We start from the raw sequence: 25,271 nt of genomic DNA, 5'->3' as shown, positions 1-25,271 counted from the left end.
CCTAGCGCTCCTCGCGGAACTCCACGTGCCGGCCCGCCGCCGGGTCGTACTTGCGCAGCACCATGCGGTCGGGGTCGTTGCGACGGTTCTTGCGGGTGACGTAGGTGAATCCGGTACCGGCGGTGGACCGGAGCTTGATCACGGGACGTACTTCGTTGCGTGCCATGACGCCCACTATACGAAAACGGTTGTCGTTGTCAATAGACCGGCTGGGGGCCGTCCCGGCGACCGCCACTGCGATGCCCCGCGTCCGGCGTCCGGGATTCCGAGCCGCGCTCACGCCGTGAGGTGGCCGAGGACGGCGGAGACGGCGGCGCGCAGGGGCGGGGTGGAGACGCGGGCGGGGTCGCGGGATTCGAAGGCGTGGTGGGCCTCGGGGGCTTCGACGACCTCCAGGGGCGCGCCGGAGGAGGCGGCCGAGGCGATGAACCGGTCGACCGTGGCGGCGATTTCGGGGACTTCGAGAGCCACGCGGGTGAGGACGGTGGGGAGGGCGGCGGGGGCGGGGTGGAAGCGGGTGGCGGACAGGCCCCAGTTGGGGAGGGGGGCGAGGACGGGGTAGGTCAGGGCGACGCAGCGCAGCCACGGCGGCGGGGCCGCGAGCCAGTCGGCGCAGAGCAGGCCGCCCGCCGAGAAGAACCAGAGGGCGACACGGTCGGGGTCCACGCGCGGGTCGGCCCGGACGAGGGCGACGGCCTCGGCCACGTCGTGGGCCGCGCGGTCGAAGTCGGTGAGGTCGTGGAAGCGGTGGTCGACGGTGGCGGCCACCACGCCCTGGGAGGCCAGGAGTTGGGCGTAGCCCAGGAAGGCCGGCCAGTCGCGCGGAGTCGGGCGGACGTCCGGCGATACGGGGCCGCCGTGGACGAACACGACGGCGGGGGACGGGCGTTCGGCACGGGGAAGGTGGAGGTCGACGCGGCCGTGCCGCTCGCGGGGGAGTTCGGGGACGGGGAGGGGGAACGGCCGTTGCTGGGGGGCCTGTTCACCCCTGGGCGCGAGCCGCCGCCCCTCCCCCGCGACCGCCCGCAGCAGGACGTCCGCCAGCCCGCGCGGAGCGGACAGCATCGGCCAGTGCCCGGTGCCGAGGTCGAAGAAGGTCACCCGCGGTTCGGTGAGCACGGCGAGCCGGGGGTCGCCGAGCCCGACCAGCGTCTCGACCAGCGCGATGCTCGAACCGTTCGCCGTACAGAAGACACCCGTCACCGGCAGCGCCGCGACCGCGCCCGTCAGGCGCAGCGGCCGGGTGAGGGTGGCGCGCGGCTGCGGTACGGCGCGGTCGGTCAGCCGGGCCAGCGCGTCCGCCGGGACCCCGGCCGTACTGCCGTGCCGTGCCCACTCCTCCGGGCCGGACGGCGGCGGGACCGGCCCGTCACCGTCCTGCGCGCGGTCCCGCAGCTCCTGGTCGCGGTAGAGCGCGAACGGCGGATCGCCGTCCTGCGGGATACCGGTGTCCAGATGGACGACGCGGGCGGTACGCGCCGGGCGGCGGTCGGCGGCGCCGACCACCGGGTGGATGCCGTAGTCGTGCCCGACGAGCGCCACCGGCCCCTCGGCGGCGGCCACCGCGTCGATCACCTCCAGCACGTCCCGGATGTGCGTCTCCAGATCGGTGTCGGGCCCCGCCGGACGGCCGCCGTCGCCCATGCCGGTGAGCGTCACCGGATACGCCCGCGCGCCCGCTTCCCGCAGCGCCCGCGCGGTCTCCTGCCAGATCCAGCCGCCGGTGTGAGCGCCTGCCACCAGTACGTACGCCGTCATGAGATCTCCTCGGTCACCCTGCGGAACGGCCGCTTTCCCGGCCGCGGGTACCGTAGGAACTCCCCCTGAGGGAGGTTCAAGCCGTGCCGCCTGACCGTTTGTGGACCATCGGGGAACTCGCCGAGCGCGCGGGCGTCACCGTCAAGACCGTCCGCTACTACTCCGACCGCGGCCTGCTCCCCGAGGCGCGCCGCAGCAGCGGGGGCCACCGCAGGTACGGCCCCGCCGCGCTCGACCGGCTCCGCACGATCCGCTCGCTGCGCGGCATCGGCCTCGCGGTCCCCGACGTCCACCGGGTCCTCGACGAGGACGACCGCGCGAGCGCGGCCGGGGCCGACGCGGCGGCCGACGTGCTCGACGGCCTGATCGCCGGGCAACTGCGCGAGGTCGGCGCGGGCCTGGCCGCCCTGCGCTGGCGCGAGGCCGCGCTCCAGGCGCTCCAGGACTGCGGCCCCGGGGAGCGCGCCGAGCGGCTGCTGCTGGTCGGCGCGCTGCCGAGCCCGCCCAGCACCGCCGCCATGGCCCGCTTCTGGCGGCGCTGGCTGCCGCCGCGGATGCCCGCCCGGCTGGTCTCGGCCATCCTCGACGGGACGATTCCGCAGCTCCCCGAGGCGCCGACCCCGGCGCAGGCCCTGGCCTTCGCGCGCCTGCACGCGCTGGTGTCGGGGAGCTGCGACGGTGCGGGAAAGATCTCCGGAAAAGCCTCCGGCGCGAGCCCCGGCGACGGCCGCGACCCCACCCAGCCCGCCGCGCACCGGCCCGAGGAGGGCTACCGCCCGGCCGTCCTGTACGACGGCCTCATCGAGGCGTACGGGCTCGCCGCCCCGCACCTGCGGGCCGGGCGGCGACCGCACGAGGGCGAGGCGCTGGACTGCTTCGTCGCCGCGTACGCCCGCTCGCGCGGTGCCCGCGACACCCCGGCCTTCCGCCGCCGCCTCGGCGGGGTGCTCGGCGCGGACCCCCGGATCGACCGCTACTGGCAGCTCGCCGGGGAGCTGTTCGGCCCGGCGGACCCGACCCCGGGCAGCACACACGACTGGCTGCTGGCCGCCCTGGACGGCGCGACCGCCTGAGCCGTACGCCGCGGAAACGTTCCGGAAGGCGTCCCCGGAGAACGTACGAACTCGTCCGGACCTGTCCGGAATGCGAAAACCTTCGGGGGCCCCGATGCTGGGAGGGCAACGGGGAGAGCAAGGCGTTCCCCCAAGGAGGGCAGCCATGTCCATGCTCGACAAGCTCAAGGGCCTGCTGAAGGGTCACGAGGACCAGGCGCACCAAGGCGTCGAAAAGGCCGGTGACATGGTCGACAAGAAGACCGGCGACAAGTACAGCGGCCAGGTCGACCAGGTCCAGGACAAGCTGAACGACCAGCTCGGCGGCGGCACCCGTCCGTCGAACGAGCAGCCGTAACCGTACGACGCGGCCGGCATTCGTACGGCGTACGCGTCGACGTACGGGCAGCCGCGTCCACCTCCGCGGAGGCGGACGCGGCTGCCCGACGCGTCAGCCCGACGCGTCATGCGGGACCGGGGGCTCACGCCCAGCCGTACAGCTCCTTGAGCCGGTTCACGACGAGGTTGAACCTGCCCCGGTCCAGGGCGCACGCCTCGCGCCGCATGCCCTGGTCGTGCAGACGCAGGACGCGGTCGACGGCGACCCAGGACTCGCGGCCCTCACGGTCCCAGGGCCCGGTGCCGATCGGCACCCACTCGTGGTCGTTGTCGTGGCGCTTGCTGGAGAGCTGGACGGCGAGCACCGTGCCGCCCGCCTCGCGCGCCACGACCAGCACCGGCCGGTCCTTGCCGCGCCCGTCGTTCTCCTCGAACGGCACCCAGGTCCAGACGATTTCCCCGGGGTCGGGGTCACCGTCGTGATCCGGCGCGTACGACGTCCGCACCCGGCCCACCTCGCGCGGCTCCGCCTCGGTGGTGGCGTACGGCCCGCTGGCGCCGGGGAATTCAGCATTGGCAGCATTCGCAGTCATCCGCAAGACGGTAGGCCCTGCGGGCGGCGGCCCGGCGAGCGGGTCGGAACCCGTCGGTCACGAACCGCCCGGCGGCGCACCCGTGCCTCAGCCGCGCCTCAGCCGTGCCTCACCAACGGCCGTGCACCTGCGCCCTGATGCGGCGGTCGTACAGCTCGCGCACCGCGTCCAGCGTGGCGTCGGTCAGCGGCGGCAGCGCGGCAGCGGCGGCGTTGGCCCGCGCCTGGGCGACATCGCGCGCGCCGGGAATGACGCTGCTGACGCCCGGCTGCTGGATGATCCAGCGCAGCGCGGTCTGCGCGGGCGTGGCGCCCTCGGGCGCGAGCGCGGCGAATTCGGCGGCGGCGTCGAGGCCGGTCTCGAAGTCCACGCCGGAGAAGGTCTCGCCCTGGTCGAACGCCTCGCCGTGCCGGTTGTACGTACGGTGGTCGTCGGCGGCGAAGACGGTGTCGCGGGTGTACTTGCCGGTGAGCAGCCCCGAGGCCAGCGGCACCCGCGCGACGATGCCGACGCCCGCCTCGGCCGCCGCGGGCAGCACCGCCTCAAGCGGCTTGAGGCGGAAGGGGTTCAGGATGATCTGCACGCTCGCGACGCCGGGCCGCGCGATGGCGGTCAGCGCCTGCTCGCACGTCTCGACGCTCACCGCGTACGCCGCGACGCGCCCCCGCGCCACCAGCGTGTCCAGGGCGTCGTACATCTCGTCCGAGGAGTAGACGGCCGTGGGCGGGCAGTGGAGCTGCACCAGGTCGAGGGTGTCGACGCCGAGGTTCGCGCGCGAACGGTCGTTCCAGGCGAGGAAGTTGGCCAGTACGTAGTTCTCGGGCACCTGCTCGGCCCTGCGGCCCATCTTGGTGGCCACGAACACCCCGGCGTCCGGGCGCTCCTTGAGATACCGCCCGATGAACTGCTCGCTGCGGCCGTCCCCGTACACGTCGGCCGTGTCGAAGAAGGTCACGCCCGAGGCGACGGCCGCGTCGAGCACGGCGAAGGCGTCCGCTTCGCGCACCTCGCCCCAGTCGGCACCCAACTGCCATGTCCCGAGCCCGACGACGGACACCTTCCGGCCCGTCCTGCCAAGAATCCGCTGCTCCATGCGGCGATGCTACGTCGCCGGTGTCCGGTCCCCGCTCGTGGCGTCCGCCGGTCGCCCGGCCGGTCGCCCGGCCGGTCGCCCGGCCGGTCGCCCGGTCCGGCGCTCCGCGCTCCTGCGGCGGCACGCGAGGAAGAACCCGAGCCCCGCCAGGAGCGCGGGGGCGATCATCTCGGCCGTCAGCGAGGCCAGCCAGTCGGGGTTGATCCGGTCGGTCATGCCGCTGGTGTACTGGCAGGTGGCCTGCGGCGGAAAGAAGCTGTACGTCACGGTGCGCGGCGGGCCGCTGCCCCAGTCGGCGCCCGCCGAGCACGCGGAGGACGGCCCGGCCAGCAGTTTCCAGCCCGCCAGCGCGTAGATCATCAGGAAGAAGGAGCCGGTGACGAAGAACGCCGCCCCCGTACGGCGGACCTTCTCGTCCCGCGACATCGGCACGACCAGCTCGCTGGCGAAGGCTCCGCGAAGCGGCGGCTCGAAGCACTCGGCGAGCAGCGCGAGGAACACGCACGCGGTCATGAACAGCAAGGCGGCCCAGAGCAGTCCGGTGAGCAGCGCGCCGCCGCCGACGGAGGTCACGTCGCCGTCGCGGAACTCGCAGACGGTGGCGGGCGGAAACGCCTGGTTCCGGGTGCGCACCAGCGGGCCGGGGCCCTTCGTCATCCCCTGCGCGCACCGCTCGTCGAACTCCATCATGCCGAACAGCGCGACCGCGAGGCCCAGTGCGAGCACCGCGAAGGCCGCGCCCGCGCCCAGCCACAGCAGGCCCGTCCGATAGCCGCCGTACGCGCCGTATCCGCCCTGCCCGGCGGGGCCGCCCCGCGCGCTCCGCCCGCCGTCCATCCGCGCGTAAGACATTCGCGCACAGTAACCGACGGCCGCCGCCGGTGACCCGGCCTTGGGAAAACCCACGCAGGGGCCCGGCACGGTCACGGGGAGTGAGCCGTTTGCGGGGCGGGGGGACGGGCGTACGCTCGTCCGGGGAGAGGGATAAAAGGGACTAAAGGGAGCGAGGTGGTGGCCATGACGATCATGGGGTCGCGTCACCGTGGGACCACGGACCCTGAGGATTGGGAGGCCAGTCACCGCAGGGCCCTGGTGCTGAGCGAGGTGGCGGCGGAGGGGATGGTGGGGCTGTCGCGAGTGCTGCGCAGGGCGGCGGCGGGCGACGAGGACGCGGCGGGCATCCGGGTGGAGGCGCTGCTGCGGGCGCTGCCGGGCATGGGGATGTTCGACAGCCACTACCTGCTGGTGCGGGCGCACATCCGCGAGTCGGGGCTCGCGGGGGAGCTGAGCCCGGGGCAGCGCGTGGCGCTGGTGGAATTCGTCGAGCGGGCGCGGCACCTGCACGACCCGGTACCGCCGTGGGCGGCCTGACCGCACGGCTCACGTCCTGGCCCCAGAAGTTCGAGTCGGCCGAGGAGTCGGCCCGCGACCGGTGACAGCCCCCGGGAGCGGCTGCCGGAGTAGGCTGAAAGTGCAGGTGAGCGTGGCGGTGCGGCACGTGCCTGTGCGGCGCGCGCCTGTCTTCGGCCACGCCGAAAGGTCGTGAGATCGATGGTTGCTCTGATCACTGTGCTGGTGGTGGTCGTCCTGATCGGACTGATCCTGCTCGCCATGAGCCTGCACGATGTGCAGCAGTACGAGCGGGGCGTCGTCTTCCGCTTCGGACGTCTGCTGCCGAACCTGCGGCAGCCGGGCCTGCGGACGATCCGCCCGATCGTCGACCGGATGCGCAAGGTCTCCATCCAGACCGAGGTGCTCGGCGTCCCGGCGCAGGGCGCCATCACCGGCGACAACGTGACCGTGACCGTCGACGCCGTCGTCTACTTCCGGGTCCTGGACCCGGTCAAGGCCCTGGTCAACGTGCACGACTACCCCAGCGCCGTCTCCCAGATCGCGCAGACCTCGCTCCGGTCGGTCATCGGCCGCGCCGACCTCGACACGCTGCTGTCCGACCGCGACCACGTCAACGCCGAGCTGAAGACGGTGATGGACGAGCCGACCGAGGAGCCCTGGGGCCTGCGGATCGAGCGCGTGGAGATCAAGGACATCGCGCTGCCGGAGTCGATGATGCGGTCGATGTCCAAGCAGGCGGAGGCCGAACGTGAACGGCGGGCCCGTGTCATCGCGGCCGAGGGCGAATTCCAGGCGTCGCAGCGCCTGACCGACGCCGCCGCCACGATGGCCAACACTCCGGGCGCCCTCCAACTGCGGCTGCTGCAAACCGTGGTGGACGTCTCCGCCGAGAAGAACAGCACCCTCGTGATGCCGTTCCCGGTCGAGATCCTGCGCTTCTTCGACCGCGTGGCCGGGGACACGGCCACCGACGGCGCGGGCCACGCGGAACCGGACACCGGCCCCGACGCCCGTACGGGCCCGGTCGACGAGAACGTCCCGCCGGACCGGCCGAGGCTCGTCCATCACTGAGACCCACCCGCCCCTTGCGATAGAGCGCACTCCAAGGTGTTGGCTGTGGAGCCATGAAGTACACCCAGCTCGGCCGCACCGGCCTCAAAGTCAGCCGCCTCGTCCTCGGCACCATGAACTTCGGCGGGCAGACCGACGAGCCCGGCAGCCACGCGATCATGGACACCGCGCTGGACGCGGGCATCAACTTCTTCGACACGGCGAACATCTACGGCGTGGACGAGCGCAAGGGCCGCACCGAGGAGATCCTCGGAAGCTGGTTCGCCCAGGGCGGCGACCGCCGCGACAAGGTGGTGCTGGCCACCAAGCTGTACGGGAACATGACGCAGGGCAACCCCTGGCAGGAGGAGCCCTGGCCGAACCACCAGCGGCTGAGCGCCCTCAACATCCGCCGCGAGGTGGAGGCCAGCCTGAAGCGGCTGGGCACCGACCACATCGACGTCTACCAGTTCCACCACATCGACCGGGCCACGCCCTGGGACGAGATCTGGCAGGCGATCGACGTCCTGATCCAGCAGGGCAAGGTGCTCTACGCCGCCTCCAGCAACTTCGCCGGCTGGCACATCGCGCAGGCCAACGAGGCGGCGGCGCGGCGCGGTTCGCTCGGGCTCGTCAGCGAGCAGTGCCTGTACAACCTCTTCGAGCGCACCGCCGAGATGGACGTCCTCCCGGCCGCCGAGGCGTACGGGCTCGGTGTCGTGCCCTGGTCCCCGCTGCACCAGGGGCTGTTGGGCGGCGCCATCCGCAAGTCCCGTGAGGGGGGCGGCTCCCGCACCCACGCCGGGCGCTCGGCGCGGGGGCTGGCCGATCCGGTGGTCCGCGACCAGGTTCAGCGCTACGAGGATCTGCTCGCCGAGCACGAGCTCGACCCCGGGGAGGTGGCCCTCGCCTGGCTCCTCACCCGGCCCGCCGTGACCGGGCCCATCATCGGGCCCCGCACCCCCGCCCACCTCGACGGCGCCCTCCGCGCCCTCGATCTCCACCTCTCCGTCGACCTTCTCGCCGCCCTCGACGCCATCTTCCCGGGCCCCGGCCCTTCCCCCGAAGCCTTCGCCTGGTAGCCCCGGCCGCCGCCGCCCGGGCGGCTCAGCCACGTGCCTTTAGGGGCGCACCGTCTTTCGTCCGGGCGGTGGGCCGATCTTTTTAGGGGCGCGGGGAACTGCGCCACCAGCCACCACGCTCCCGCACCTCACCACCCGCCCCAGCGGGGCAGACCGGTTGCCGCCGGACCACCGGGCCGGTGGGGGCTGGCCGCGCAGTTCCCCGCGCCCCTGACGGGGCGCACCGTCTTTCGCCCGGGCGGCGAGCCGATCCTTTAAGGGGCGCGGGACTGTTCCTGATCTGCGGCTGCCGCCGCGTGGGCGCGCTCAGCCACGTGCCTTTAGGGGCGCACCGTCTTTCGTCCGGGCGGCGAGCCGATCTTTTAAGGGGCGCGGGGAACTGCGCCACCAGCCACGACGCTCCCGCACCTCACCACCCGCCCCAGCGGGGCAAATCGGTTGTCCCCGGACCACCGGCCGGTGGGGGCTTGTCGCGCAGTTCCCCGCGCCCCTGACGGGGCGCACCGTCTTTCGCCTGGGCGGCGAGCCGACGCTGCCGCAGGTCACCGCCCGCCCCGGAGGGGCAGTTGGGTGGTGTCCGGGCCACCGGCCGGTGGGGGCGGGGAAGCGGAGGGGAGGCGGAGGCGGAAGAGGGCGCCTTGGCCGGGAGCCGTGTCGAGCTCGATGTACCCACCGTGAGCGGCAGCGAACGCGGCACAGATGGAGAGCCCGAGACCGGCGCCGCCCCCGGCGCCCCGGCTGCGGGAGGCGTCCACGCGGTAGAAGCGTTCGAAGACCCGCGCGGCCTGGTCGGGCCCGAGCCCGGGCCCGGCGTCGGCGACTTCGAGGACCCCGTGTCCGCCGACGGTGCCGACGCCGATCCGGACGGGCGTGCCGGGAGGCGTATGGGCGACGGCGTTGCCGACGAGATTGGCGACGACCTGCCGCAGCCGGGCCTCGTCACCGAGCACGGGTGCGGGACCGGGACCGGTGCCGGGACCGGGACCGGGGCCGGGACCGGGGCCGGGGCCGGAGCCGGACCCGCCCGGCCCGGTGAGGGAGACCGGCCGGGACGGATCGAGGGCGGTCGTGTCGTGCAGGGCGTCCACGGCCAGGGTGCGCAGGTCCATCGGAGCGAGCTGCACGGGCCGCTGCTCGTCCATCCGCACCAGCGTCAGCAGATCCTCGACCAGGCCGCCGAGCCGTACGGCCTCGCTCTCGATCCGCGTCATCGTCCGCTTCACGTCGGCCTCGTCGGGCAGCGCGCCCATCCGGTACAGCTCCGCGAAGCCCCGGATACCGGCCAGCGGGGTGCGCAGTTCGTGGCTGGCGTCGGCGACGAACCGGCGCATCTGCTTCTCGGACTCCGCGCGCGCCGCGAAGGCCGACTCGATCTGCGCGAGCATCCCGTTGAGCGCGGCGGACAGCCGCCCGGCCTCGGTGCGCGGGGACGCGGCGGGCATACGGTGCGACAGCGGGCGCCCGGCGGCTATCTCGGCGGCGGTGGCCTCGATCTGCCGCAGCGGCCGCAGCCCGGCCCGTACCGCGAACCAGCCCGCCACCCCGAGCAGCGCCGCGACCACCGCGCCGATCAGCAGGAACGCGGTGCGCAGGTGGGAGGCCGTGGAGGACACCTCGTCCAGGGACGCGGCGACCACGACGCCCGCGGGCAGGTCGGCGGAGGGGGCGGCCGTGCCCGCGGCGACCGGTTCGATCAGCACCCGCCACCGCCCGCCGCCGTGGTCGCTGGCGACGTCGAACGGCTTGCCCAGCCGCTCGCGCAGCGACCCCGCGTCCATCGTCGGCCACAGCGGGCGCGGGTCCCCGGCCGAGACCGGCAGCCGGAACTGGTCGGAGACCCGCCCGTCCGCCGCGGCGAAGGCCACCACGAACTGGCTGGGCAGCCACGGCCGCGGCGCGCCGGGCCCCGGCCGTACGTAGCGCGGCGCGGGCACCCCGTCGGTGCCGAGCCGCCGCGCGAGCGGTTCGCCGTACCGCTGGAGCTGCTGGTCGACGCGCCGCACCTGCTGGCCGCGGACCGTGCCGAGGACGACGGTGTCGCTGACGGCGAGGCCGAGCAGGACGAGGACCAGGCAGAGCAGCACCAGCCGGGAGCGCAGCGAGAGCGCGGAGAGCCGCAACGAGCGGAGGGACCTGAGGGAGCTGAGAGACCGCACGGTGCGCACGGCGTCAGCCCTGCGGTCGGCGCAGCACGTACCCGACGCCGCGCACCGTATGGATCAGCTTGACCGTGCCGTCGGCGCCGGAGTCGACCTTGCGGCGCACGTACGAGATGTACGACTCGACGATGCTCAGGTCGCCGCCGAAGTCGTACGCCCACACGTGGTCGAGGATCTGGAGCTTGGACACGACGCGGTCGGCGTTGGCCATGAGGTAGGCGAGCAGCTTGAACTCGGTGGGTGAGAGGGAGACCGGGCGGCCGGCGCGCAGCACCTGGTGGCCGACCGGGTCCAGCTCCAGGTCGCCCGCGACCAGCCGCCCCTCGTCGGTGGGACCGCCGGTGCGGCGCAGGATCGCGCGGATGCGGGCGATCAGCTCCTCCAGGCTGAACGGCTTGGTGACGTAGTCGTCGCCGCCCGCCGTCAGGCCGCTGATCTTGTCGTCCACGCCGTCCTTGGCGGTCAGGAACAGCACGGGGAGCCGGTCGGCGGCGCCGCTGCCGGGGCGCGCGTGCGGCCCCGACTCCTCGCGCAGGTGCCGGACGACCGCGAAACCGGTCATGTCGGGCAGCATCACGTCGAGGACGACCAGGTCGGGGCGCTCACGGGCGACGGCGGCCAGCGCGTCGGCGCCCGAGGCGGCGGAGACCACCTTGAAGCCGACGAAGCGCAGGGACGCGGAGAGCAGTTCCCTGATGTTGGGCTCGTCGTCGACGACCAGCAGGCTGGCCTCGGGCGTCGTGTCCATGGAGTCCTCCTGGCCCCCGTCGTACGGTTCGGTTTCGCACCGTACGCTCCCGTCCTGTGAAGGCGGGGTCAGTTGCCCGTACCGCCGCCCGAGCCGCCCGCCGTACCCGTACCGCCGCCCGCACCTCCGGCACCTCCGGCACCTCCGGCACCTCCGGCGCCGCCACGGCCGCCGAAGCCTCCGAAGCCGCCGCCGAAGCCGCCCGCGGTGGCCGCGCCCTCGGTGACGGTGGTGGCGGCGATGTCGCCTGAGGAGTTCGCGCTGCCGCGTACGGTCACGCTCTGGCCGGGCTGGAGATCCGAGGTCTTGCCGTCCTTGGTGACGGTGACCTTCGTGGAGCCGCCGGTGGTGACCTTGACGATGCTGCCCTGGGCGTCGGTGACGTAGATGGTGTCGCCGTCCACCAGCTTGACGGTGCCGACGGTGACGCCGGAGCCGGTGCCGCCGGTGCCTGTGCCGCCGCCCGCGCCGGGAGCCGCGCCAGGCGCCGTACCGGAGCCCGTGCCCGTGCCCGTACCGGAGCCCGTGCCCGTACCCGAGCCCGTGCCCGTACGGCCGTTGGCGCCCGCGAAGGCCGAGGCGAAGTCGCGGGCCGCTGCCGAACCGCCGCCGGACGAACGGCCGTTGAGGTGGTTCTTCTCCACCAGCGCGCCGCCCGCGAAGGCCGCCGCGGCGACGACGCCCGCGGACAGCAGCAGCGTCAGCCAGGGCAGTTTGCGGCGCGGCGGGGCGGCCAGCTCGGCCGAGATGTCACGGGCGTCCGGCGGCTCGGACAGGACGTCCTCCGGCCGTTCGGTGAGCACCGCCTCGCCGGGCCGCTCGACGATCTCCACCTCGCCGAACGTGTCGGTGAGCGGCAGCAGCTCCGTGTCGGCGTCGGCCTTCACGAGTTCGGTGCGGCGTCGCGCCATGTCCGGTTCTCCCTCGTCCCTCGTACGTCGTGCGGTGTGGTGGTGGACGGCCTACTCATGGCGCAGGGCCTCGATCGGGCGCAGGGCGGCGGCCCGGTTGGCGGGGTAGCCGCCGAAGAACAGGCCGATGGCGACCGCGATGGCGAAGGCGCCCCACACCGACTCCGGGATGATCACCGGTTTGATGCCGACGATCGTGAAGCGCGAGCCGATCAGTCCCGCCACCACCCCGAGCCCGCCGCCGACCAGCGACAGCAGGGTCGACTCGGCGAGGAACTGCCCGAGGATGACGCCCTTGGGCGCGCCGATCGCCTTGCGGATGCCGATCTCGCGGGTCCGCTCGGTGACCGTCACCAGCATGATGTTGGTGATGCCGATCCCGCCGACCAGCAGCGAGATCGCCGCGACCGCGCCGAGCAGCACCGTGAACGTCCTGTTGGTGTCGGACTGGGTGCTGAGCAGCGACTGCTGGCTGCTGACCCGGAAGTCCAGCGCGTTGGCGTCCTTGATGCCGTGCGTGCCCATCAGGATCGTGGTGATCTCGTTCTGCGCCGGGGTCGTCGCGTCGGCCGACGTGGCCTCCACCAGGATCTGGTTGACCGAGCCGAAGCCGGTGAAGGCGTTCTGCACGGTCGGCAGCGGCGCGACCAGGATGTCGTCCGGGTCCTGGAAGCCGGTGCCGCCCTTGGTCTCCAGCACGCCGACGACCGTGAACGGCGTCCCGCCGAGCACCACCTTCTTGCCGACCGGGTCGGCCGTGCCGAACAGGTCGGTGGCCGTGGTCGAGCCGATCACCGCCACCTTGCGGGAGTTGAGGACGTCGTCGGCGCTGAAGTAGTCGCCCTTGGCGACCTTGCTGTTGGACGCCTTGAAGTACGCGGGGTAGGTGCCGACGACCTGCGCGACGTCGTGCGAGGTGCCCTCGTACAGCGCGGTCTGCGAGGACGTGGTCACCTCGGGGGCGACGGACTCGATGCTGGGCGCGGCCGTCGGGTCGGCGAGCGCCCGCGCGTCGTCCACGGTCAGCGGCTTGACGGTGGTCGCCGACGAGGACGAACCGCCGCCGAATCCGGCGCCGGAGGAGATGGTCAGCGAGTTGGTGCCCAGCTTCTCGATGGAGTCCTTGACGGACTGCGAGGAGCCGTTGCCGACCGCGAGCAGGATGATGACGGCGGCGACGCCGATCAGGACGCCGAGCATGGTCAGTCCGGAGCGGACCTTGTTGGCGGCGAGGCCGCCGAAGGCGAAGCGGAGGGTCTCGAAGGGGTTCACGCGGTGCCCCCGCTTCCGAAGCCGTTGCCCGTATTGCCTACGCCCGTACCACCTTTGCCCGTACCGCCGTTGCCCGTACGGCCGTTGCCGCCGTTGCCGTGGCGGCTTCCGGTGAGGGCCTGACGCCGGCCGCCGGTTACCGGGTCCTGCGGGTGGTGCGCGGCGAAGGACGCAGGGTCGCGCAGCGCGGGCGGCGGGCCGTCGGCCGGTGCCTGGCGCCGGTCCTCGACCACCTGGCCGTCGACCAGCGTGATCACCCGCTTGGCGTGCCGGGCGACCTCGTCCTCGTGCGTGATCAGTACGACGGTGCGCCCGGAGGCGTTGAGCCGGTCGACGATGGCGAGCACTTCCTCGGTGCTGTGGCTGTCCAGGTTTCCGGTCGGCTCGTCGGCGAGCAGCATGGCCGGTGCGGTGACCAACGCCCTTGCCACAGCGACGCGTTGCTGCTGGCCGCCGGAGAGTTCGTTCGGCCGGTGGTCGACGCGGTCGGCGAGGCCGACCAGCGCGAGCGCCGCCAGCGCGCGCCTCCTGCGCTCGGCGGACCGCACGCCCGCGTAGGCCAGGGGGAGTTCGACCTGCGCGAGCGCGGGGGTGCGCGGCACGAGGTTGAACGACTGGAAGACGAAGCCGATCTTACGGTTGCGGACGAGCGAGAGCTGGTGCTCGTCCAGGCCGCCGACGTCGATGCCGTCGAGCAGATAACGGCCCTCGGTGGGGATGTCGAGGCAGCCGAGGATGTTCATCAGGGTCGACTTGCCGGACCCGGAACTGCCCATCACGGCCACCATGTCGCCCTGTTCGACCAGCAGATTCACGCCGGGCGAGACGCCGGTGACGGGGTCAGGGTCGCCGCCGAGCGCGCGCACGGCGGCGTCGCCGTGCCCGTACGTCTTCAGCAGCGACCGCACCTCGATGACCGGCGGGCGGCCCCAGGGGCTGTCGTCGTCCTCTCCGGAACCCGCGGTTTCCTCGCGGCCCGAGATCTGCTCGACGCCCGAGGTCTCTTCCGCGCCCGGACTCTCTTCGGCGTCACCGGTACGGGCGCCGGGCCGCAGGCCGCCGAGGCGCTGCCGCAGGGCGGGCCTCATCCGCGGCCACCGCCGGCACCGCCGCCACCGCCGGTACGGAAGCCACCGCCGCCGCCGATCCGGTTCGCGCCGCCGCCGAGGCCGCCGGGGAACGCGCCGCTCGGGAAACCGCCGTTGCCGGAGGACGCGACCGTGGCGATCTGCACCTGCTGGCCCTCCTTCAGACCGCTGGTGATCTGGTCGGCGGTGTCGCCCTCGACACCGACGGTCACGGACGTACGGGTCGTGCTGCCGTCGGAGTTGACCACCGTGACCGTACGGTTGGCGCCGGTACCGGAGACCGCGGCGGTCGGCACGTTCAGCGCGCCGGACGCCGAGCCGGTGATCACCTGGATACTGGCGCTCAGGCCGGTCCGCAGATCCGCGGTGGGGCTGGTGATGGCGAGCGTGGCCGCGTACTGCACGGCGCTGCCGCTCCCGCCGCCGCTGCCGCTTCCGCTGCTCACCGGGAGCGAACTGACCGACAGCACCTTGGCGTTGAGCACCGTGCTCGACTGCGCGTTGAGGGTGACGGTGGCGGGCTGGCCCGCCTTGACCTTCAGCGAGTCGGCCTCGGAGAAGTTCGCCGTCACCTGCATGCCGGTGGGGTTGGTCAGGACGACGAAGCCGGACGGGGTGCTGGAACCGCTGCTGCTCGACGTGGAGTTGGAGCTGCTGGAGTTCGAGCCCTGGCCGCCCGAGCCGCTGCCGGTGCCACCGGTGCCCGACACCGTCTGGCCCTTGGCGGCCGAGACCGAGGCGACCGTGCCGGACACCGGGGCCTTGAGCGTGGTGCCGTCCACCGCGCGCTGGTCGGCGTCCACGGCGTTCTGGGCCTGGGTCAACTGAGCCTGTGCCTGGGCGAGTTGGGCCGGGTCGACGGTGTAGGTGGGGGACGGCGTGGGCGTCGGGGCGGCGTCCCGCGAGCCGCCGGAGCCGGTGTTGGAGCCCGTGCCGGAGCCCGTGGTGGAGGTGACCAGCTCGCCCGCCTCGACCTTGGTGAGGTTGGCCCGCGCCGCCGTCAGCGTCGCCTGGTCCTGCTGCAACGTCTCCTTGGCGTCGGTCGGATCGACCTTCGCCAGCACCTGGCCCTTGGTGACCTTGTCGCCCGGCTTCACGTCGACCTCGGTGAGTGTGCCGCCCGTGGTGAAGTCCACACCGGCGTCGCTGGGCGAGGCGAGCGTGCCGGAGCCGGACACCGTCGCCAGCACCGTGCCCTTGGACACGGTCACCACGCGCGCGCCCGTACCACGGGTGTTGCCGCTGTCACCGTTGTTGACCGCCGCGTAGGCGCCGCCTGCGCCCGCGAGGACCACCACGCCGAGCACCGAGTTGATCAGGACGGCCCTGCGCCGCCGTGGGAGCACCTTCATGGCGCGCATCCTGGCCGCCGACGCCTTTGATGGCCTGGGAGAAGGCTGGGAGTTTCCTGGGACCGGCGCCGTGCGCGAGGCCGCCCCGCCACGGCACGAAGCGGTCGCTTTACGTCCCAACCGGACCGTACGGCGGGCCCGTACGGGTCGCGGCGGCCGATTCGCGCGCCCCGGCTCCCCGGGAACTCACAGCTCGCGCCCTGGCTGTGCCTAACTCGCGGCGGTTCACTCATGCGCCGCCACTCATGGGTGCTCGTGTCCCGCGCGTGCGCGTGGGTGAGCGGCGCCCGCCGCCCCCGCATCCGAGGAGACCACGGTCATGACCCTGACCACCACCCGGCAGTCCGCGCGCCGCTCCGCGCTGCGGGCGGGCGCGTGCGTCGCCGTCCTCGCCTCGGGCGCGCTGCTGCTCACCGCCTGCTCGTCGTCGGGCTCCTCTGGCTCGGCGTCCGCCGACGCGAAGGCGTCGTCCTCGTCCTCGCCGTCGTCCTCCGCCAAGGGCGCCTCCGGCGGCGCGCAGGACATGGCGGCCTACCGCGACTGCCTCTCCCAGCACGGCGTGAAGCTGCCGTCCTTCTCCGGCCGCCCCTCCGACCGCGCGTCCGGCCGCCCCTCGGGCCGCCCGAGCGGCGGATTCGGCGGGGGCTCAGGCGGCTTCGGCGGTTTCGGCGGCGAGTCCGCCGACCCGGCCACCCAGAAGGCCATGGAGGCATGCGCCTCGCTGCGCCCCCAGTTCAACGGCCAGCGCGGCGGCGGCCCCGGCGGCGACAGCTCCGCCTTCCAGGCGTTCACGAGCTGCCTCAAGGACCACGGCGTCACCCTCCCCACCCCCTCCCCCACCACCCGCCGCGGCGGCTTCGGCTTCGGCTTCGGCGACCTCAACACCTCCGACCCGAAGACGGCCAAGGCCTACACCACCTGCAAACCCCTCCTCCCCACCCGCCCGCCCGCCTCCCCCTCAGCGACATAACCGCCCTCCCGGCCTTCCGCCCCCCCCGGAGGGGAGACGGGGGTCACTTCGGGGGGCGGTCACATCGGGGTGGGGCGGGGCGTCAGGGAGGTGCGTGCGCCGGGGACGTCGTGGAAGGGCGGCGGCGGCGCGGAAACGCACGAGCGCGAGGAGTAGTAACGCCATGGAAGCCCGTCTGAACCTTTTCGAGAGCCCGCTCGCCGCGAAGTCGCTGCGGCACCTCACCGCGGCCGGCAAAGTGCTGGCGGACTCGACGGTGCCGCTCGCGACCCAGGAGCTGGTACGGCTGCGCGCCAGCCAGATCAACGGCTGCGGATTCTGCACCGACATGCACACCAAGGACGCGGCGGCGGCCGGGGAGACGCAGCAGCGGCTCAATCTGGTGGCCGCCTGGCGCGAGGCCAAGGTCTTCACCGACGCCGAGCGCGCGGCCCTGGAGCTGGCCGAGCAGGGCACCCGTATCGCCGACGCGGCCGGGGGCGTCGCGGACGAGGTGTGGGCGAACGCCGCCAAGCACTACAACGAGGAGGAGCTGGCCGCCCTCGTCACCGGCATCGCCCTGATCAACGCCTTCAACCGGCTGAACGTGATCATTCAGCAGCCCGCGGGGGACTACGAGCCGGGCATGTTCGGCTGAGAGCCAGGGGCGGGCGGCACCCGCGGCCCCGGCGTACAGGGGCCGTCGGGGCCGCCCCGTCAGGGGCCGCGGCTACCAGGGCAGCGGCCCCTCGGCGTCGAAGTACCCGCCGGTCGGGCCGTCGGCCGGCACCTGCGCCATCCGGACGATGATCTCGGCGCCCTGCTCGACCGTCTGGACCCCGGTGTTCCCGTTCAGATCGGTCTTGGTGAAACCGGGCTCGACGGCGTTGATCCGCATCTCGGGGAACGCCTTCGCGTACTGCACGGTGATCATGTTCACGGTGGTCTTCGACGCCGGGTACGCGACGCCCGGATACGCGTAGGCGGGGGTGCCGGGGGCGCTGAGCCGGGACAGCGAGGCCAGCCCGCTGCTGAGGTTGACCACAACCGGCGCGGCCGAGCGGCGCAGCAGCGGCAGGAACGCGTGGGTGACGCGCACCAGGCCGAAGACGTTCGTCTCGAACGTCTCCCGCATGACGTCGGCGGTCAGGTCGGCGGCGCCGACGACGCCGTTGTCGGCGGTCCTGCTCTCGATGCCCGCGTTGTTGACCAGGACGTCGAGGCCGCCGTCCGCCGCGATCGCCTCGGCCGCGGCCCCGACGGACGCGTCGTCGGTGACGTCGAGCCGGACCGCCCGCGCGCCCGCGCCCAGCCGCTCGACGGCCTCCCGCCCGCGGTCGGCGTCCCGGCTGCCCACGTAGACGGTGTGCCCCGCGGCCAGCAGGCGGCGGGCGGTCTCGAAGCCGAGGCCCTTGTTCGCTCCGGTGATCAGTGTCGTTGTCATACGTCCACGGTGCGGCAGGCCCGCCGGGGCAGCCAGTGGCCCGGTCTTCCTGGGACTGCCGGTACCAGGACGGCGCGGGCCGCACGGTGCACAGTGGAACCATGGCGACCACGGAGTTCGGGCACACGGTACGGCGCTGGCGCGACCGGGTCTCCCCCGAGGCGGCCGGGCTGCCCGCCGGGGGCCACCGGCGGGCGGCCGGGCTGCGCCGCGAGGAGCTGGCCCTGCTCGCCGGGATCTCCGTCGACTACGTCACCCGGCTCGAACAGGGCCGCGCGGCCAACCCCTCCGAGCAGGTCGTCGAAGCGCTCGGCCGCGCGCTGCGGCTGACCACCGCCGAGCGCGAGCACCTCTTCCACGTCGCCGGACTCGTCCCGCCGGGGCAGGGCACCGTCCCCGCGTACATCACGCCGAGCGTGCAGCGCATGCTCGACCGGCTGACCGGGACGCCGGTCGCCGTCAGCGACGCCGCGTGGACGCTGCTGCTGGCCAACCCCCTGTACGTGGCCCTGATGGGGCAGCAGCAGGGCAACGACCGCAACGCGATCTGGCGCAATTTCCTCGGCTCCGGCTCCCGGGTCCGCCACACCCCCGAGTCGCTGCGGCTGCTGGAGATCTCCCAGGTCGCCCAGTTGCGCGCCACCGCCAACCGCTACCCCGCCGACCAGCGCCTGCGCCGCCTGGTCGCCGAGCTGCGCGCCCGCAGCCCGCGCTTCGCCGAGCTGTGGGAATCCGGCGAGGTCACCCGGCACGACGCCTCCCGCAAGACGATCGACCACCCGGTGGTCGGCCCGCTGACCCTGGACTGCGACATCCTCAGCGTCGCCGGAAGCGATCTGCGGATCATGGTCTACACCGCCGAGCCCGGCACCGAGGACGCCGAACGCCTCACCCTGCTCGGCGTCGTCGGCACCCAGGCGCTCAGCCCCGCCGGGACCCCCGGCACCTGACCCGCGCCTCCGTACGCCTCGCGGAAGACGGCGCGGACGACTCTCCCGAGCCCTGCTGCCGGGGCGGTGGCTCCGCGGTCTGCCGCCGGGGCGGTGGCGCGAGGGGGGCCGGGGCGAGGCGGCGCGGGCGCTCGCGGATACTTGGGGGATGCGGACGAATGGGGCGGTACAGAGCGCTGACCTGCGGTGGGCGCTGCGCGCGGCCGTCGCGGGGGACGTGGAGCCGATAGCCGAGCTGCGGGCCGTCGTGATGCGGGCGGATCTGGAACGGCTCGGGCGGTACGACGGGCACCGGGTACGGCAGCGGCTGCGGGACTCGTTCTCGACGCGGTACACCTCGGTCGTCACCGTCGAAGGGGACTTCGCCGGGTGCGTGACGCTGCGGCCCGCCGAGACCGGCGGCGCTCTGCTCGAACACTTCTATCTGGAACCCCGTTACCAGGGGCGCGGGTTGGGCTCGGCCGTGCTGCGGGAACTGCTGGGCCGCGCCGACGCGCGCGGCGAGGACGTACGGCTGAACGTCCTCCAGGGCAGCGCCGCCCGGCGGCTCTACGAACGGTGGGGCTTCGTCCTGGAGACGGAGGACGCGGTCGACGTGTTCATGGTGCGCCCCTCGCCGGTCGGGAACGCCTGAGGTTACGGTGATTCACCTTGTGGTGACGGGTGTTAACCTGCGGATATGACGCCTCCCGCCGAGCGCACCGCACCGGCCCGCCGCAGTGGACAGCACCACGGCGACCTCCGCAACGCCCTGGAGCGGGCCGCCCTCGGCCTCGTCGCCGAGCGCGGGCCGCACGGCTTCACGCTCGCGGAGGCCAGTCGGCGGGCGGGGGTCAGCGCGGCGGCGCCGTACAAGCACTTCGCCGACCGGGACGCGCTGCTGGCGGCGCTGGCCGAGCGCGGGTACCGCGAGCAGCACCGCCGGTTCTCGGCCGCCGTCCGTCAATCCGCGGACCCGGTCGAGCAGTTGGCGGACTTCGCCGCCGCCTATGTCCGGTTCGCGGTGGAGGAACGGGCCCTGTTCGACATCACGTTCAGCGCGGGACTCGACAAGTCCCGCTATTCGAGCCTGGCTTCGGCGGGCGACCAGGTGCTGACCGCCGTGCTCCCGACGGCCCGCCGCCTCACCTCGGGCGACCGCGCGGTGGAGTTGATACTCGACGTCTCCTCGGCCGCGCACGGCATGGTCCTCTTCCTCGCGGAGGGTCTGCTCGGCCCGGCGCCGGACGCCGTCGCCCGCGCGGAGTCCCGCGCCGCGCGCACCGCCCGCGCCCTGGCCCGCGCGCTGCCGACCGTCACGCGTGAGCCGCGCTGACGCGTCGTCAGAGGTCGGTGATCTCCTGGGCGTAGAGCGTGGTGAGCGGCTGCGGGCCCACGTACTGCCGACAGTTGCACGTGCCCGTCGCGGCGCTCCGTGCGGTCCGCCTCAAGGCGCTCCATCGTGCGCTCGTGCCGGGTGCGCAGCGCGGTAAGGGTGTCCGCCGCTCAGCGGTCCTCCGACCGCACTCCGATCGTGAGCAGCAGATTGGCGTACGTACGCCGGTCGCCGGTGGCCACCACGAGGGCGGTGTCGGGGCCGCGGGCCGCGTCGTAGAAGGCGAAGCGGTCGAGGCCGTCGAGGGTGAGGCCGGGGAGGGCGGCACGGAACTCCGCGAAGATCTCCGGCGCGGAAAGGTCGGAAGTGTCGGACGTCTCGGAAGTGTCGTCACGGTCAGGCGGCGGGGTCATGACGGCCGCCGCCTCGATCGGGACCGCGTCGACCAGGGCGTCCAGTACCTCGGTGACCAGCAGCCGGTCGGGGCTGAGGTTGAGGTAGACGCGCTCGGCGGCCGGGTTGGCGCCCGTGGTGTGCGGATAGTGGCCGTCGCTGATCAGGACGCGGGAGCCGTGGCCCGCGGCGGCGAGCGCGGCGAGGATCGCGGGGTGGGTCAGTCCGTAACGCAGCATGGGCGGCGGCTCCTTCGATACATCCGATCTCTGCATCCGACCCCGGGAGCGTACCCGGCCCGCCGACACAAGGGTCGGCGGGCCGGGGGCGGGAAGCGTCGGGCGCTACGGAAGCGTCAGGATCTGGTACGAGTCCCCGTACGTCTTCCACTTCAGCGGCGGGTCCAGGTTGAGGTTGCCCGCGTTGAGGAAGACGCGCTGCTCGGTGTCGACGCGGCTGGTGTCGTCGTGGGCGTCCTCGGTCTTCATCGCGGCCTTGCGGGCGTCGAGGAAGGCGTTGAGGTACGTGGTCTCGTTGCCGCCCTGGGCCGGGGTCTTGGCCTTCTTCATGGCGGTCTTGCGGATTCCGCCGAAGCTGACGGAGTCGTCGCCGGGGCCGTGCATCACGATGGCGTCGTAGTAGATGAACTGGCCGAGGGTGCCGAGGCCGTCCGTCTTGGCCTGGTTGACCGACGGGTTGAAGTAGACGCGGTCGCGCTCGTCGTTCTGCGCGGTCTGGAAGACGGTGTCCTTGGCGGCGGTCTTCCACGCGCTCACGAAGGCCGAGCCGAGGCCGGAGTGCGAGTCGGAGCCGTTGACGCTCTCCAGCGCGGGGAGGTACTTGGCCAGGACGTTGCCGGGCTTGAGGTCGTTGTAGTGCTTGACCAGGTCCAGCATGTCGCCGGTGCCGGAACAGAAGCCGATGATGCCCGCGGTGTAGCCGCGGCCGTCGCCGATGTCCTCGATGTACTTGTACTGGGCCTTCCAGTCCAGCGAGGAGTTCTCCGCGCTGGAGACCAGCTCCATCGCGATTTCCTTCTTGTGCGGGTCGGCGAGACCGGCTGCCGCCGCCTTGGGCGCGACGGCGGCGGCGTGCGCGCCGGGCGCGGTGGCCGCGTTGCCCGCCGTGGCCAGGGCCAGCGAGGCGCCGCCGCCCGCCAGTACGCCGACGGCGGCGATCATGGCTATCCGGCGGCTGGGGCGCCGGTTCGAGCGGTGCGAGTGGGGGGATCGGTGCACGTGCGTCTCCGTTTCCGGCCGTCGGAGGAACGGCCAACTGCGGGGGCCTGCTGTGCAGTTAGGAAAGGTTCCTAACCAATGGAGAGCATTGAAGCACTGCGACGGCCGCACGCCAAGGGGCCGCCGCGACCGAGTTCGGGTCGCGATGTCGTACCCCCGCGCGACACTGGAGGCATGTGCAGAAGCATCAAGACCCTGCGACCGCCGATGACGCCCGATCCGGACGAGGACGACATCGAAGCGGCGGCGCTCCAGTACGTCCGCAAGATCTCCGGTTTCCGCGCGCCCGCCGCGCACAACCGGGAGGTCTTCGACGCCGCCGTGGCCGCCGTCGCCGCGGCCACCGCCGACCTCCTCGACGGCCTGGAGGTACGCGGCGCCGCCGCCCGCGCCCACGGCGGGGCGGCCTGACCCCCGGACCCGCCCGGCCCTAACCTGACCCCATGCAGCACATGACCGAGGCCGAATGGCGCGCCTTCGCCTCCACCGGTACCCGCACGGGGAAGCTCGCCGTCCAGCGCAAGGACGGCGGTCCCCACGTCACGCCCGTCTGGTTCCTGCTCGACGACACCGACCCCTCCGACATCCGCGTCGTCTTCAACACCGGCAGCGACTCCCTCAAGGGCAAGGCCCTGCGCCGGGACGCCCGCTTCGCGCTCTGCGTGGACGATCAGGAGCCGCCCTACTCCTACGTCCTCTTCGAGTGCACCGCCGAGCTCGTCGAGGACCCCGCCGCCCTGCTTCACTGGTCCACCAAGATCGGTTCCCGCTACATGGGCTCCGCCCGGGGGGCCGAATTCGGTGCCCGCAACGCCGTTCCCGGTGAATATCTCGTCCGTGGCCGCATCAACCGTGTCACGGCCCAAGCCGCCGTAGCCGACTAGCCCCCGGCCCCGCCCCCACCCAGGACGGTAAGCCGATCTTTCCCGGGCCCCGCCCCGGTCCCCGCACCTGGCCCGGACGGTGGGCCGATCTTTTTAGGGGCGCGGGGAACTGCGCGACCAGCCCCCACCGGGCTTTCAGCCCGAAAACAACCGCATCTGCCCCGCTGGGGCCGGTTCTCACGGCGCACCACCGCCGTGGCTGAGCGCGCAGTTCCCCGCGCCCCTAAAAACACGTGGCTGGCCCCCCGGCAAAAGAACCGCACCAGGGCCGCGCCCCAAAAAACACGTGGCTGCCGCCCCGGCAGAAGAACCGCCCAGGGCCGCGCCCCTAAAAAATCGGCGTGCCGACCAGCGCAAGGAAACCGCCCAGGGACCGCGCCCCCAAAAAACGCGTGGCTGCCGCCCCAGCAGAAGAACCGCCCAGGCCCGCGCCCCAAAAAATCGGCGTGCCGCCCAGCGCAAAGGAACCGCCCTGGGGTCGGGCCTCTGGAAGAGGGCCCTGGCCGGGAGGGCCCCGGCGGGGGGCTAGCCGTAGGAGAGTTTTTTGCAGGGGTCGGTGTCCGCGGCGCGAGCCTGCTGCGTGAGATTGGTCGGCAACGGCTTCGGCTTGCTCGCCGCCGAGGCGAAATCCTGGCCGACGACGAGATTGATGCCCGAGATGGCGAGCGGAGCGAGCTCCGCGCCGGGAAAGAGCTTGGCGAGCTCGGTGGCGTGCGCCTTGTCGGCGGGCCCGTACTCGATACGGGTGGTGGCGTGGTCCTGGGACTTGGCGGTGGAGGTCCCGGTGACGGTGTAGCCGGAGCCCTTGAGCTTGTCGGCGGCCTTGCCGCCGAGCCCGTCCACGGTGGTGCCGTTGAAGACGCCGACCGAGACGCCGGTGCCGTCGACCGTGGCGGCGGGCGTCGGGGAGGCCGTCGACTTCGGCTTGCCCGAGGCGTCGACGCCTTCCAGGGTCCGGTTGGCCCGCAGCTCCGCGAAGAGGTCGTCCACGTCGGGGTGGACGAGGTCGATGCGCGGCCCGTCGTACTTCCACGGCGCGGTGATGAACTGGATGTTCTTGAGGTCGATGTTCTTCAGCGACAGCCCGAAGGACATCAGCTTGGTGGCGCTGCCGAGCCCCGGGTCCACGGTGAGCGACTTGGTGGCGGCGTCGGCCAGCGGCAGCAGCGTCGTCGGGTTCATGCCCTGCCCCTTGATCTTGGCGATCAGGGCGGACAGGAACGCCTGCTGCCGCAGCATGCGGCCGACGTCGGAGTTGTCGCCGACCCCGTGCCGTACGCGGACGTAGTCCAGTGCCTGCTGGCCCTGGAGGTTCTGCATGCCCGCGTCGAGGACGACCTTGCCCTTGCTGCCGCGGTTGGGGTTCATGTCCCCCTGGTAGATCTTGTTCGGCACGCAGACCTCGACGCCGTGCACGGCGGAGGTCATGGACGCGAAGCCCTCGAAGTCGACCACCATGGTGTGGTCCACGCGCAGCCCGGACAGCTTCTCGATGGTGTTCTGCGTACACGCCGGATTGCCCTTGGCCGTGTCGCCCATCGAGAACGCCGAGTTGAACTGCGCCCTGGGCTGGTCCGGCGACCACTTGCCGTCGGGCAGCAGGCACGGGGGTATGTCGACCATCGAGTCACGCGGTACGGAGATGCCCACCGCGTGTTTGTGGTCGGGGTAGACGTGCAGCAGGATCGTGGTGTCCGAGCGGCCGATGTCGCCGGAGGCGGAGCCGCCGAGCTTGCCGTTCGCGCCGGAGCGGGTGTCGGAGCCGATCAGCAGGACGTTGACGGCGGTGTGGCCGTTGGCGTCCGCGGGCCCGGCCTTGGGCCGGTTCTTGCTCAGCCCCGCCGAGTCGAACGTCGAGATATTGGCGTTGAGCTTCAGGTAGATCGCGCCGGCGCCGCCGGCCAGCAGCACCACGAAGGCGACGGATATCGCGATGATCCAGCGCTTGCGACTGCGCTTGGGTTCTCGCTTGCGCCCACGAACGCCCATTCCCACACCTTCAGTCCGGTGGCTCGCACGCACACGACGAAGCCCCAACGTTTACCACTTGAACCATCCCGCTCGTATGACGCGCGTCACACCGGCTCCGCCTCGGGGGAATTGCCCGGCGAGACACTGTACGTGGTGCGCATTTCGGTAATCGTCAATGCGGGGAGGGTGACGGAATCGGGAGCGGAAGCTCCGCATCCGCGGCTGTCCGTGGCGCGGCGCGCACGCGAAGGGCCGGGACGCACGCGAAGGGCTCGGG

The 25,271-nt window shown here is 72.8% G+C and carries 27 protein-coding genes; 12 read left to right on the top strand and 15 right to left on the bottom strand.

Annotated elements, in window-relative coordinates:
- Position 1: 1 nt before the first annotated feature.
- Both rpmG and ACIP4Z_RS07095 read right to left on the bottom strand, forming a co-directional pair.
- Positions 2 to 166: a 50S ribosomal protein L33 gene (rpmG, locus tag ACIP4Z_RS07100; RefSeq protein WP_355339719.1), complete on the bottom strand. Its 165-nt coding sequence runs from the start codon at positions 164 to 166 to the stop codon at positions 2 to 4.
- Positions 167 to 276: 110 nt separating this feature from the next.
- Entirely contained in the window at positions 277 to 1,758 is a 1,482-nt protein-coding gene (locus ACIP4Z_RS07095; protein WP_401305608.1) for an alpha/beta fold hydrolase, read from the bottom strand.
- Between the two features lie 83 nt (positions 1,759 to 1,841).
- On the opposite strand from ACIP4Z_RS07095, the gene ACIP4Z_RS07090 reads away from it, so the two are divergent.
- Both ACIP4Z_RS07090 and ACIP4Z_RS07085 read left to right on the top strand, forming a co-directional pair.
- A complete protein-coding gene (locus ACIP4Z_RS07090) occupies positions 1,842 to 2,831 on the top strand; it encodes a MerR family transcriptional regulator (RefSeq protein ID WP_401305606.1) in 990 nt (329 codons plus the stop codon).
- A gap of 145 nt (positions 2,832 to 2,976) precedes the next feature.
- A complete protein-coding gene (locus tag ACIP4Z_RS07085) occupies positions 2,977 to 3,168 on the top strand; it encodes an antitoxin (protein ID WP_355339710.1) in 192 nt (63 codons plus the stop codon).
- A gap of 124 nt (positions 3,169 to 3,292) precedes the next feature.
- Here ACIP4Z_RS07085 and ACIP4Z_RS07080 read toward each other — a convergent pair whose 3' ends face one another.
- The 3 genes from ACIP4Z_RS07080 to ACIP4Z_RS07070 form a co-directional block, all read right to left on the bottom strand.
- Complete coding sequence (locus ACIP4Z_RS07080; protein ID WP_355339707.1) at positions 3,293 to 3,742, bottom strand: type II toxin-antitoxin system PemK/MazF family toxin; 450 nt, start codon at positions 3,740 to 3,742, stop codon at positions 3,293 to 3,295.
- Between the two features lie 109 nt (positions 3,743 to 3,851).
- On the bottom strand, positions 3,852 to 4,835 hold the full coding sequence (locus tag ACIP4Z_RS07075) for an aldo/keto reductase (protein ID WP_391158602.1): 984 nt from the start codon (positions 4,833 to 4,835) through the stop codon (positions 3,852 to 3,854).
- A gap of 9 nt (positions 4,836 to 4,844) precedes the next feature.
- Complete coding sequence (locus ACIP4Z_RS07070) at positions 4,845 to 5,687, bottom strand: hypothetical protein (RefSeq protein WP_401305603.1); 843 nt, start codon at positions 5,685 to 5,687, stop codon at positions 4,845 to 4,847.
- 165 nt (positions 5,688 to 5,852) lie between these two features.
- On the opposite strand from ACIP4Z_RS07070, the gene ACIP4Z_RS07065 reads away from it, so the two are divergent.
- The 3 genes from ACIP4Z_RS07065 (at position 5,853) to ACIP4Z_RS07055 (ending at position 8,320) form a co-directional block, all read left to right on the top strand.
- The gene (locus ACIP4Z_RS07065) at positions 5,853 to 6,206 is read left to right on the top strand and encodes a hypothetical protein (protein WP_355339698.1); all 354 of its coding nucleotides are present in this window, start codon (positions 5,853 to 5,855) and stop codon (positions 6,204 to 6,206) included.
- 180 nt (positions 6,207 to 6,386) lie between these two features.
- Positions 6,387 to 7,259, top strand: a complete 873-nt coding sequence (locus ACIP4Z_RS07060) for a slipin family protein (protein WP_355339695.1) — start codon at positions 6,387 to 6,389, stop codon at positions 7,257 to 7,259.
- A gap of 53 nt (positions 7,260 to 7,312) precedes the next feature.
- Positions 7,313 to 8,320, top strand: a complete 1,008-nt coding sequence (locus tag ACIP4Z_RS07055) for an aldo/keto reductase (protein WP_355339692.1) — start codon at positions 7,313 to 7,315, stop codon at positions 8,318 to 8,320.
- Between the two features lie 542 nt (positions 8,321 to 8,862).
- Here the strand turns inward: ACIP4Z_RS07055 and ACIP4Z_RS07050 are convergent.
- The 6 genes from ACIP4Z_RS07050 to ACIP4Z_RS07025 form a co-directional block, all read right to left on the bottom strand.
- Positions 8,863 to 10,476, bottom strand: coding sequence for a sensor histidine kinase (locus ACIP4Z_RS07050; RefSeq protein ID WP_401305600.1), 1,614 nt, complete (start codon positions 10,474 to 10,476; stop codon positions 8,863 to 8,865).
- Positions 10,477 to 10,489: 13 nt separating this feature from the next.
- Entirely contained in the window at positions 10,490 to 11,227 is a 738-nt protein-coding gene (locus tag ACIP4Z_RS07045; protein WP_355339686.1) for a response regulator transcription factor, read from the bottom strand.
- Between the two features lie 68 nt (positions 11,228 to 11,295).
- Complete coding sequence (locus ACIP4Z_RS07040; RefSeq protein WP_401305598.1) at positions 11,296 to 12,138, bottom strand: hypothetical protein; 843 nt, start codon at positions 12,136 to 12,138, stop codon at positions 11,296 to 11,298.
- Positions 12,139 to 12,189: 51 nt separating this feature from the next.
- Positions 12,190 to 13,410: an ABC transporter permease gene (locus tag ACIP4Z_RS07035; protein WP_391041839.1), complete on the bottom strand. Its 1,221-nt coding sequence runs from the start codon at positions 13,408 to 13,410 to the stop codon at positions 12,190 to 12,192.
- Positions 13,407 to 14,498 (bottom strand): ABC transporter ATP-binding protein, encoded by a 1,092-nt coding sequence (locus ACIP4Z_RS07030; RefSeq protein WP_401305596.1) that lies wholly within the window; start codon positions 14,496 to 14,498, stop codon positions 13,407 to 13,409. Before ACIP4Z_RS07030 ends, ACIP4Z_RS07035 begins: the two co-directional genes overlap by 4 nt.
- Complete coding sequence (locus ACIP4Z_RS07025; protein ID WP_401305594.1) at positions 14,495 to 15,850, bottom strand: efflux RND transporter periplasmic adaptor subunit; 1,356 nt, start codon at positions 15,848 to 15,850, stop codon at positions 14,495 to 14,497. Before ACIP4Z_RS07025 ends, ACIP4Z_RS07030 begins: the two co-directional genes overlap by 4 nt.
- Before the next feature lie 319 nt (positions 15,851 to 16,169).
- Here ACIP4Z_RS07025 and ACIP4Z_RS07020 point away from each other — a divergent pair, with 319 nt between their 5' ends.
- Both ACIP4Z_RS07020 and ACIP4Z_RS07015 read left to right on the top strand, forming a co-directional pair.
- Entirely contained in the window at positions 16,170 to 16,820 is a 651-nt protein-coding gene (locus tag ACIP4Z_RS07020) for a hypothetical protein (protein WP_401305592.1), read from the top strand.
- Positions 16,821 to 16,983: 163 nt separating this feature from the next.
- Positions 16,984 to 17,457, top strand: coding sequence for a carboxymuconolactone decarboxylase family protein (locus tag ACIP4Z_RS07015; RefSeq protein ID WP_355339668.1), 474 nt, complete (start codon positions 16,984 to 16,986; stop codon positions 17,455 to 17,457).
- Between the two features lie 72 nt (positions 17,458 to 17,529).
- On the opposite strand, the gene ACIP4Z_RS07010 is transcribed toward ACIP4Z_RS07015, so the two are convergent.
- Positions 17,530 to 18,243, bottom strand: coding sequence for an SDR family NAD(P)-dependent oxidoreductase (locus tag ACIP4Z_RS07010; RefSeq protein ID WP_355339665.1), 714 nt, complete (start codon positions 18,241 to 18,243; stop codon positions 17,530 to 17,532).
- Positions 18,244 to 18,344: 101 nt separating this feature from the next.
- Between ACIP4Z_RS07010 and ACIP4Z_RS07005 the strand changes: the two genes are divergently transcribed.
- The 3 genes from ACIP4Z_RS07005 (at position 18,345) to ACIP4Z_RS06995 (ending at position 20,508) form a co-directional block, all read left to right on the top strand.
- Positions 18,345 to 19,193, top strand: a complete 849-nt coding sequence (locus ACIP4Z_RS07005; RefSeq protein WP_391158623.1) for a helix-turn-helix domain-containing protein — start codon at positions 18,345 to 18,347, stop codon at positions 19,191 to 19,193.
- 148 nt (positions 19,194 to 19,341) lie between these two features.
- On the top strand, positions 19,342 to 19,827 hold the full coding sequence (locus tag ACIP4Z_RS07000; protein ID WP_401305589.1) for a GNAT family N-acetyltransferase: 486 nt from the start codon (positions 19,342 to 19,344) through the stop codon (positions 19,825 to 19,827).
- 45 nt (positions 19,828 to 19,872) lie between these two features.
- A complete protein-coding gene (locus ACIP4Z_RS06995; RefSeq protein WP_401305587.1) occupies positions 19,873 to 20,508 on the top strand; it encodes a TetR/AcrR family transcriptional regulator in 636 nt (211 codons plus the stop codon).
- A gap of 170 nt (positions 20,509 to 20,678) precedes the next feature.
- Here the strand turns inward: ACIP4Z_RS06995 and ACIP4Z_RS06990 are convergent, their stop codons facing one another.
- Together ACIP4Z_RS06990 and ACIP4Z_RS06985 are read right to left on the bottom strand one after the other, a co-directional pair.
- A complete protein-coding gene (locus ACIP4Z_RS06990) occupies positions 20,679 to 21,140 on the bottom strand; it encodes an RbsD/FucU domain-containing protein (RefSeq protein WP_401305585.1) in 462 nt (153 codons plus the stop codon).
- Between the two features lie 105 nt (positions 21,141 to 21,245).
- Entirely contained in the window at positions 21,246 to 22,082 is an 837-nt protein-coding gene (locus tag ACIP4Z_RS06985) for a chitosanase (protein WP_355340133.1), read from the bottom strand.
- Positions 22,083 to 22,313: 231 nt separating this feature from the next.
- Between ACIP4Z_RS06985 and ACIP4Z_RS06980 the strand changes: the two genes are divergently transcribed.
- Together ACIP4Z_RS06980 and ACIP4Z_RS06975 are read left to right on the top strand one after the other, a co-directional pair.
- The gene (locus tag ACIP4Z_RS06980) at positions 22,314 to 22,550 is read left to right on the top strand and encodes a DUF2277 domain-containing protein (RefSeq protein WP_355339648.1); all 237 of its coding nucleotides are present in this window, start codon (positions 22,314 to 22,316) and stop codon (positions 22,548 to 22,550) included.
- Positions 22,551 to 22,582: 32 nt separating this feature from the next.
- Complete coding sequence (locus ACIP4Z_RS06975) at positions 22,583 to 23,023, top strand: PPOX class F420-dependent oxidoreductase (protein ID WP_355339645.1); 441 nt, start codon at positions 22,583 to 22,585, stop codon at positions 23,021 to 23,023.
- 525 nt (positions 23,024 to 23,548) lie between these two features.
- Here the strand turns inward: ACIP4Z_RS06975 and ACIP4Z_RS06970 are convergent.
- Positions 23,549 to 25,012, bottom strand: coding sequence for an LCP family protein (locus tag ACIP4Z_RS06970; RefSeq protein WP_391041857.1), 1,464 nt, complete (start codon positions 25,010 to 25,012; stop codon positions 23,549 to 23,551).
- Positions 25,013 to 25,271 lie beyond the last annotated feature (259 nt).

This window comes from Streptomyces sp. NPDC088910, from assembly GCF_044749865.1.
Taxonomy (GTDB): Bacteria; Actinomycetota; Actinomycetes; order Streptomycetales; family Streptomycetaceae; genus Actinacidiphila.
Note: the sequence above shows the minus strand (reverse complement) of the source record. Positions and strands in the feature narration are given on the sequence as shown.

Coding starts and splice junctions, on each gene's coding strand:
- ACIP4Z_RS07070 (WP_401305603.1), bottom strand. CDS start 5,687: ATGTCTTACGCGCGGATGGACGGCGGGCGGAGCGCGCGGGGCGGCCCC.
- ACIP4Z_RS06980 (WP_355339648.1), top strand. CDS start 22,314: ATGTGCAGAAGCATCAAGACCCTGCGACCGCCGATGACGCCCGATCCG.
- ACIP4Z_RS06970 (WP_391041857.1), bottom strand. CDS start 25,012: ATGGGCGTTCGTGGGCGCAAGCGAGAACCCAAGCGCAGTCGCAAGCGC.
- ACIP4Z_RS07065 (WP_355339698.1), top strand. CDS start 5,853: ATGACGATCATGGGGTCGCGTCACCGTGGGACCACGGACCCTGAGGAT.
- ACIP4Z_RS07005 (WP_391158623.1), top strand. CDS start 18,345: ATGGCGACCACGGAGTTCGGGCACACGGTACGGCGCTGGCGCGACCGG.
- ACIP4Z_RS07045 (WP_355339686.1), bottom strand. CDS start 11,227: ATGGACACGACGCCCGAGGCCAGCCTGCTGGTCGTCGACGACGAGCCC.
- ACIP4Z_RS07020 (WP_401305592.1), top strand. CDS start 16,170: ATGACCCTGACCACCACCCGGCAGTCCGCGCGCCGCTCCGCGCTGCGG.
- ACIP4Z_RS07040 (WP_401305598.1), bottom strand. CDS start 12,138: ATGGCGCGACGCCGCACCGAACTCGTGAAGGCCGACGCCGACACGGAG.
- ACIP4Z_RS07000 (WP_401305589.1), top strand. CDS start 19,342: ATGCGGACGAATGGGGCGGTACAGAGCGCTGACCTGCGGTGGGCGCTG.
- ACIP4Z_RS07060 (WP_355339695.1), top strand. CDS start 6,387: ATGGTTGCTCTGATCACTGTGCTGGTGGTGGTCGTCCTGATCGGACTG.
- ACIP4Z_RS06975 (WP_355339645.1), top strand. CDS start 22,583: ATGCAGCACATGACCGAGGCCGAATGGCGCGCCTTCGCCTCCACCGGT.
- ACIP4Z_RS06990 (WP_401305585.1), bottom strand. CDS start 21,140: ATGCTGCGTTACGGACTGACCCACCCCGCGATCCTCGCCGCGCTCGCC.
- ACIP4Z_RS07010 (WP_355339665.1), bottom strand. CDS start 18,243: ATGACAACGACACTGATCACCGGAGCGAACAAGGGCCTCGGCTTCGAG.
- ACIP4Z_RS07080 (WP_355339707.1), bottom strand. CDS start 3,742: ATGACTGCGAATGCTGCCAATGCTGAATTCCCCGGCGCCAGCGGGCCG.
- ACIP4Z_RS06985 (WP_355340133.1), bottom strand. CDS start 22,082: ATGATCGCCGCCGTCGGCGTACTGGCGGGCGGCGGCGCCTCGCTGGCC.
- rpmG (WP_355339719.1), bottom strand. CDS start 166: ATGGCACGCAACGAAGTACGTCCCGTGATCAAGCTCCGGTCCACCGCC.
- ACIP4Z_RS07055 (WP_355339692.1), top strand. CDS start 7,313: ATGAAGTACACCCAGCTCGGCCGCACCGGCCTCAAAGTCAGCCGCCTC.
- ACIP4Z_RS07030 (WP_401305596.1), bottom strand. CDS start 14,498: ATGAGGCCCGCCCTGCGGCAGCGCCTCGGCGGCCTGCGGCCCGGCGCC.
- ACIP4Z_RS06995 (WP_401305587.1), top strand. CDS start 19,873: ATGACGCCTCCCGCCGAGCGCACCGCACCGGCCCGCCGCAGTGGACAG.
- ACIP4Z_RS07095 (WP_401305608.1), bottom strand. CDS start 1,758: ATGACGGCGTACGTACTGGTGGCAGGCGCTCACACCGGCGGCTGGATC.
- ACIP4Z_RS07085 (WP_355339710.1), top strand. CDS start 2,977: ATGTCCATGCTCGACAAGCTCAAGGGCCTGCTGAAGGGTCACGAGGAC.
- ACIP4Z_RS07025 (WP_401305594.1), bottom strand. CDS start 15,850: ATGAAGGTGCTCCCACGGCGGCGCAGGGCCGTCCTGATCAACTCGGTG.
- ACIP4Z_RS07075 (WP_391158602.1), bottom strand. CDS start 4,835: ATGGAGCAGCGGATTCTTGGCAGGACGGGCCGGAAGGTGTCCGTCGTC.
- ACIP4Z_RS07015 (WP_355339668.1), top strand. CDS start 16,984: ATGGAAGCCCGTCTGAACCTTTTCGAGAGCCCGCTCGCCGCGAAGTCG.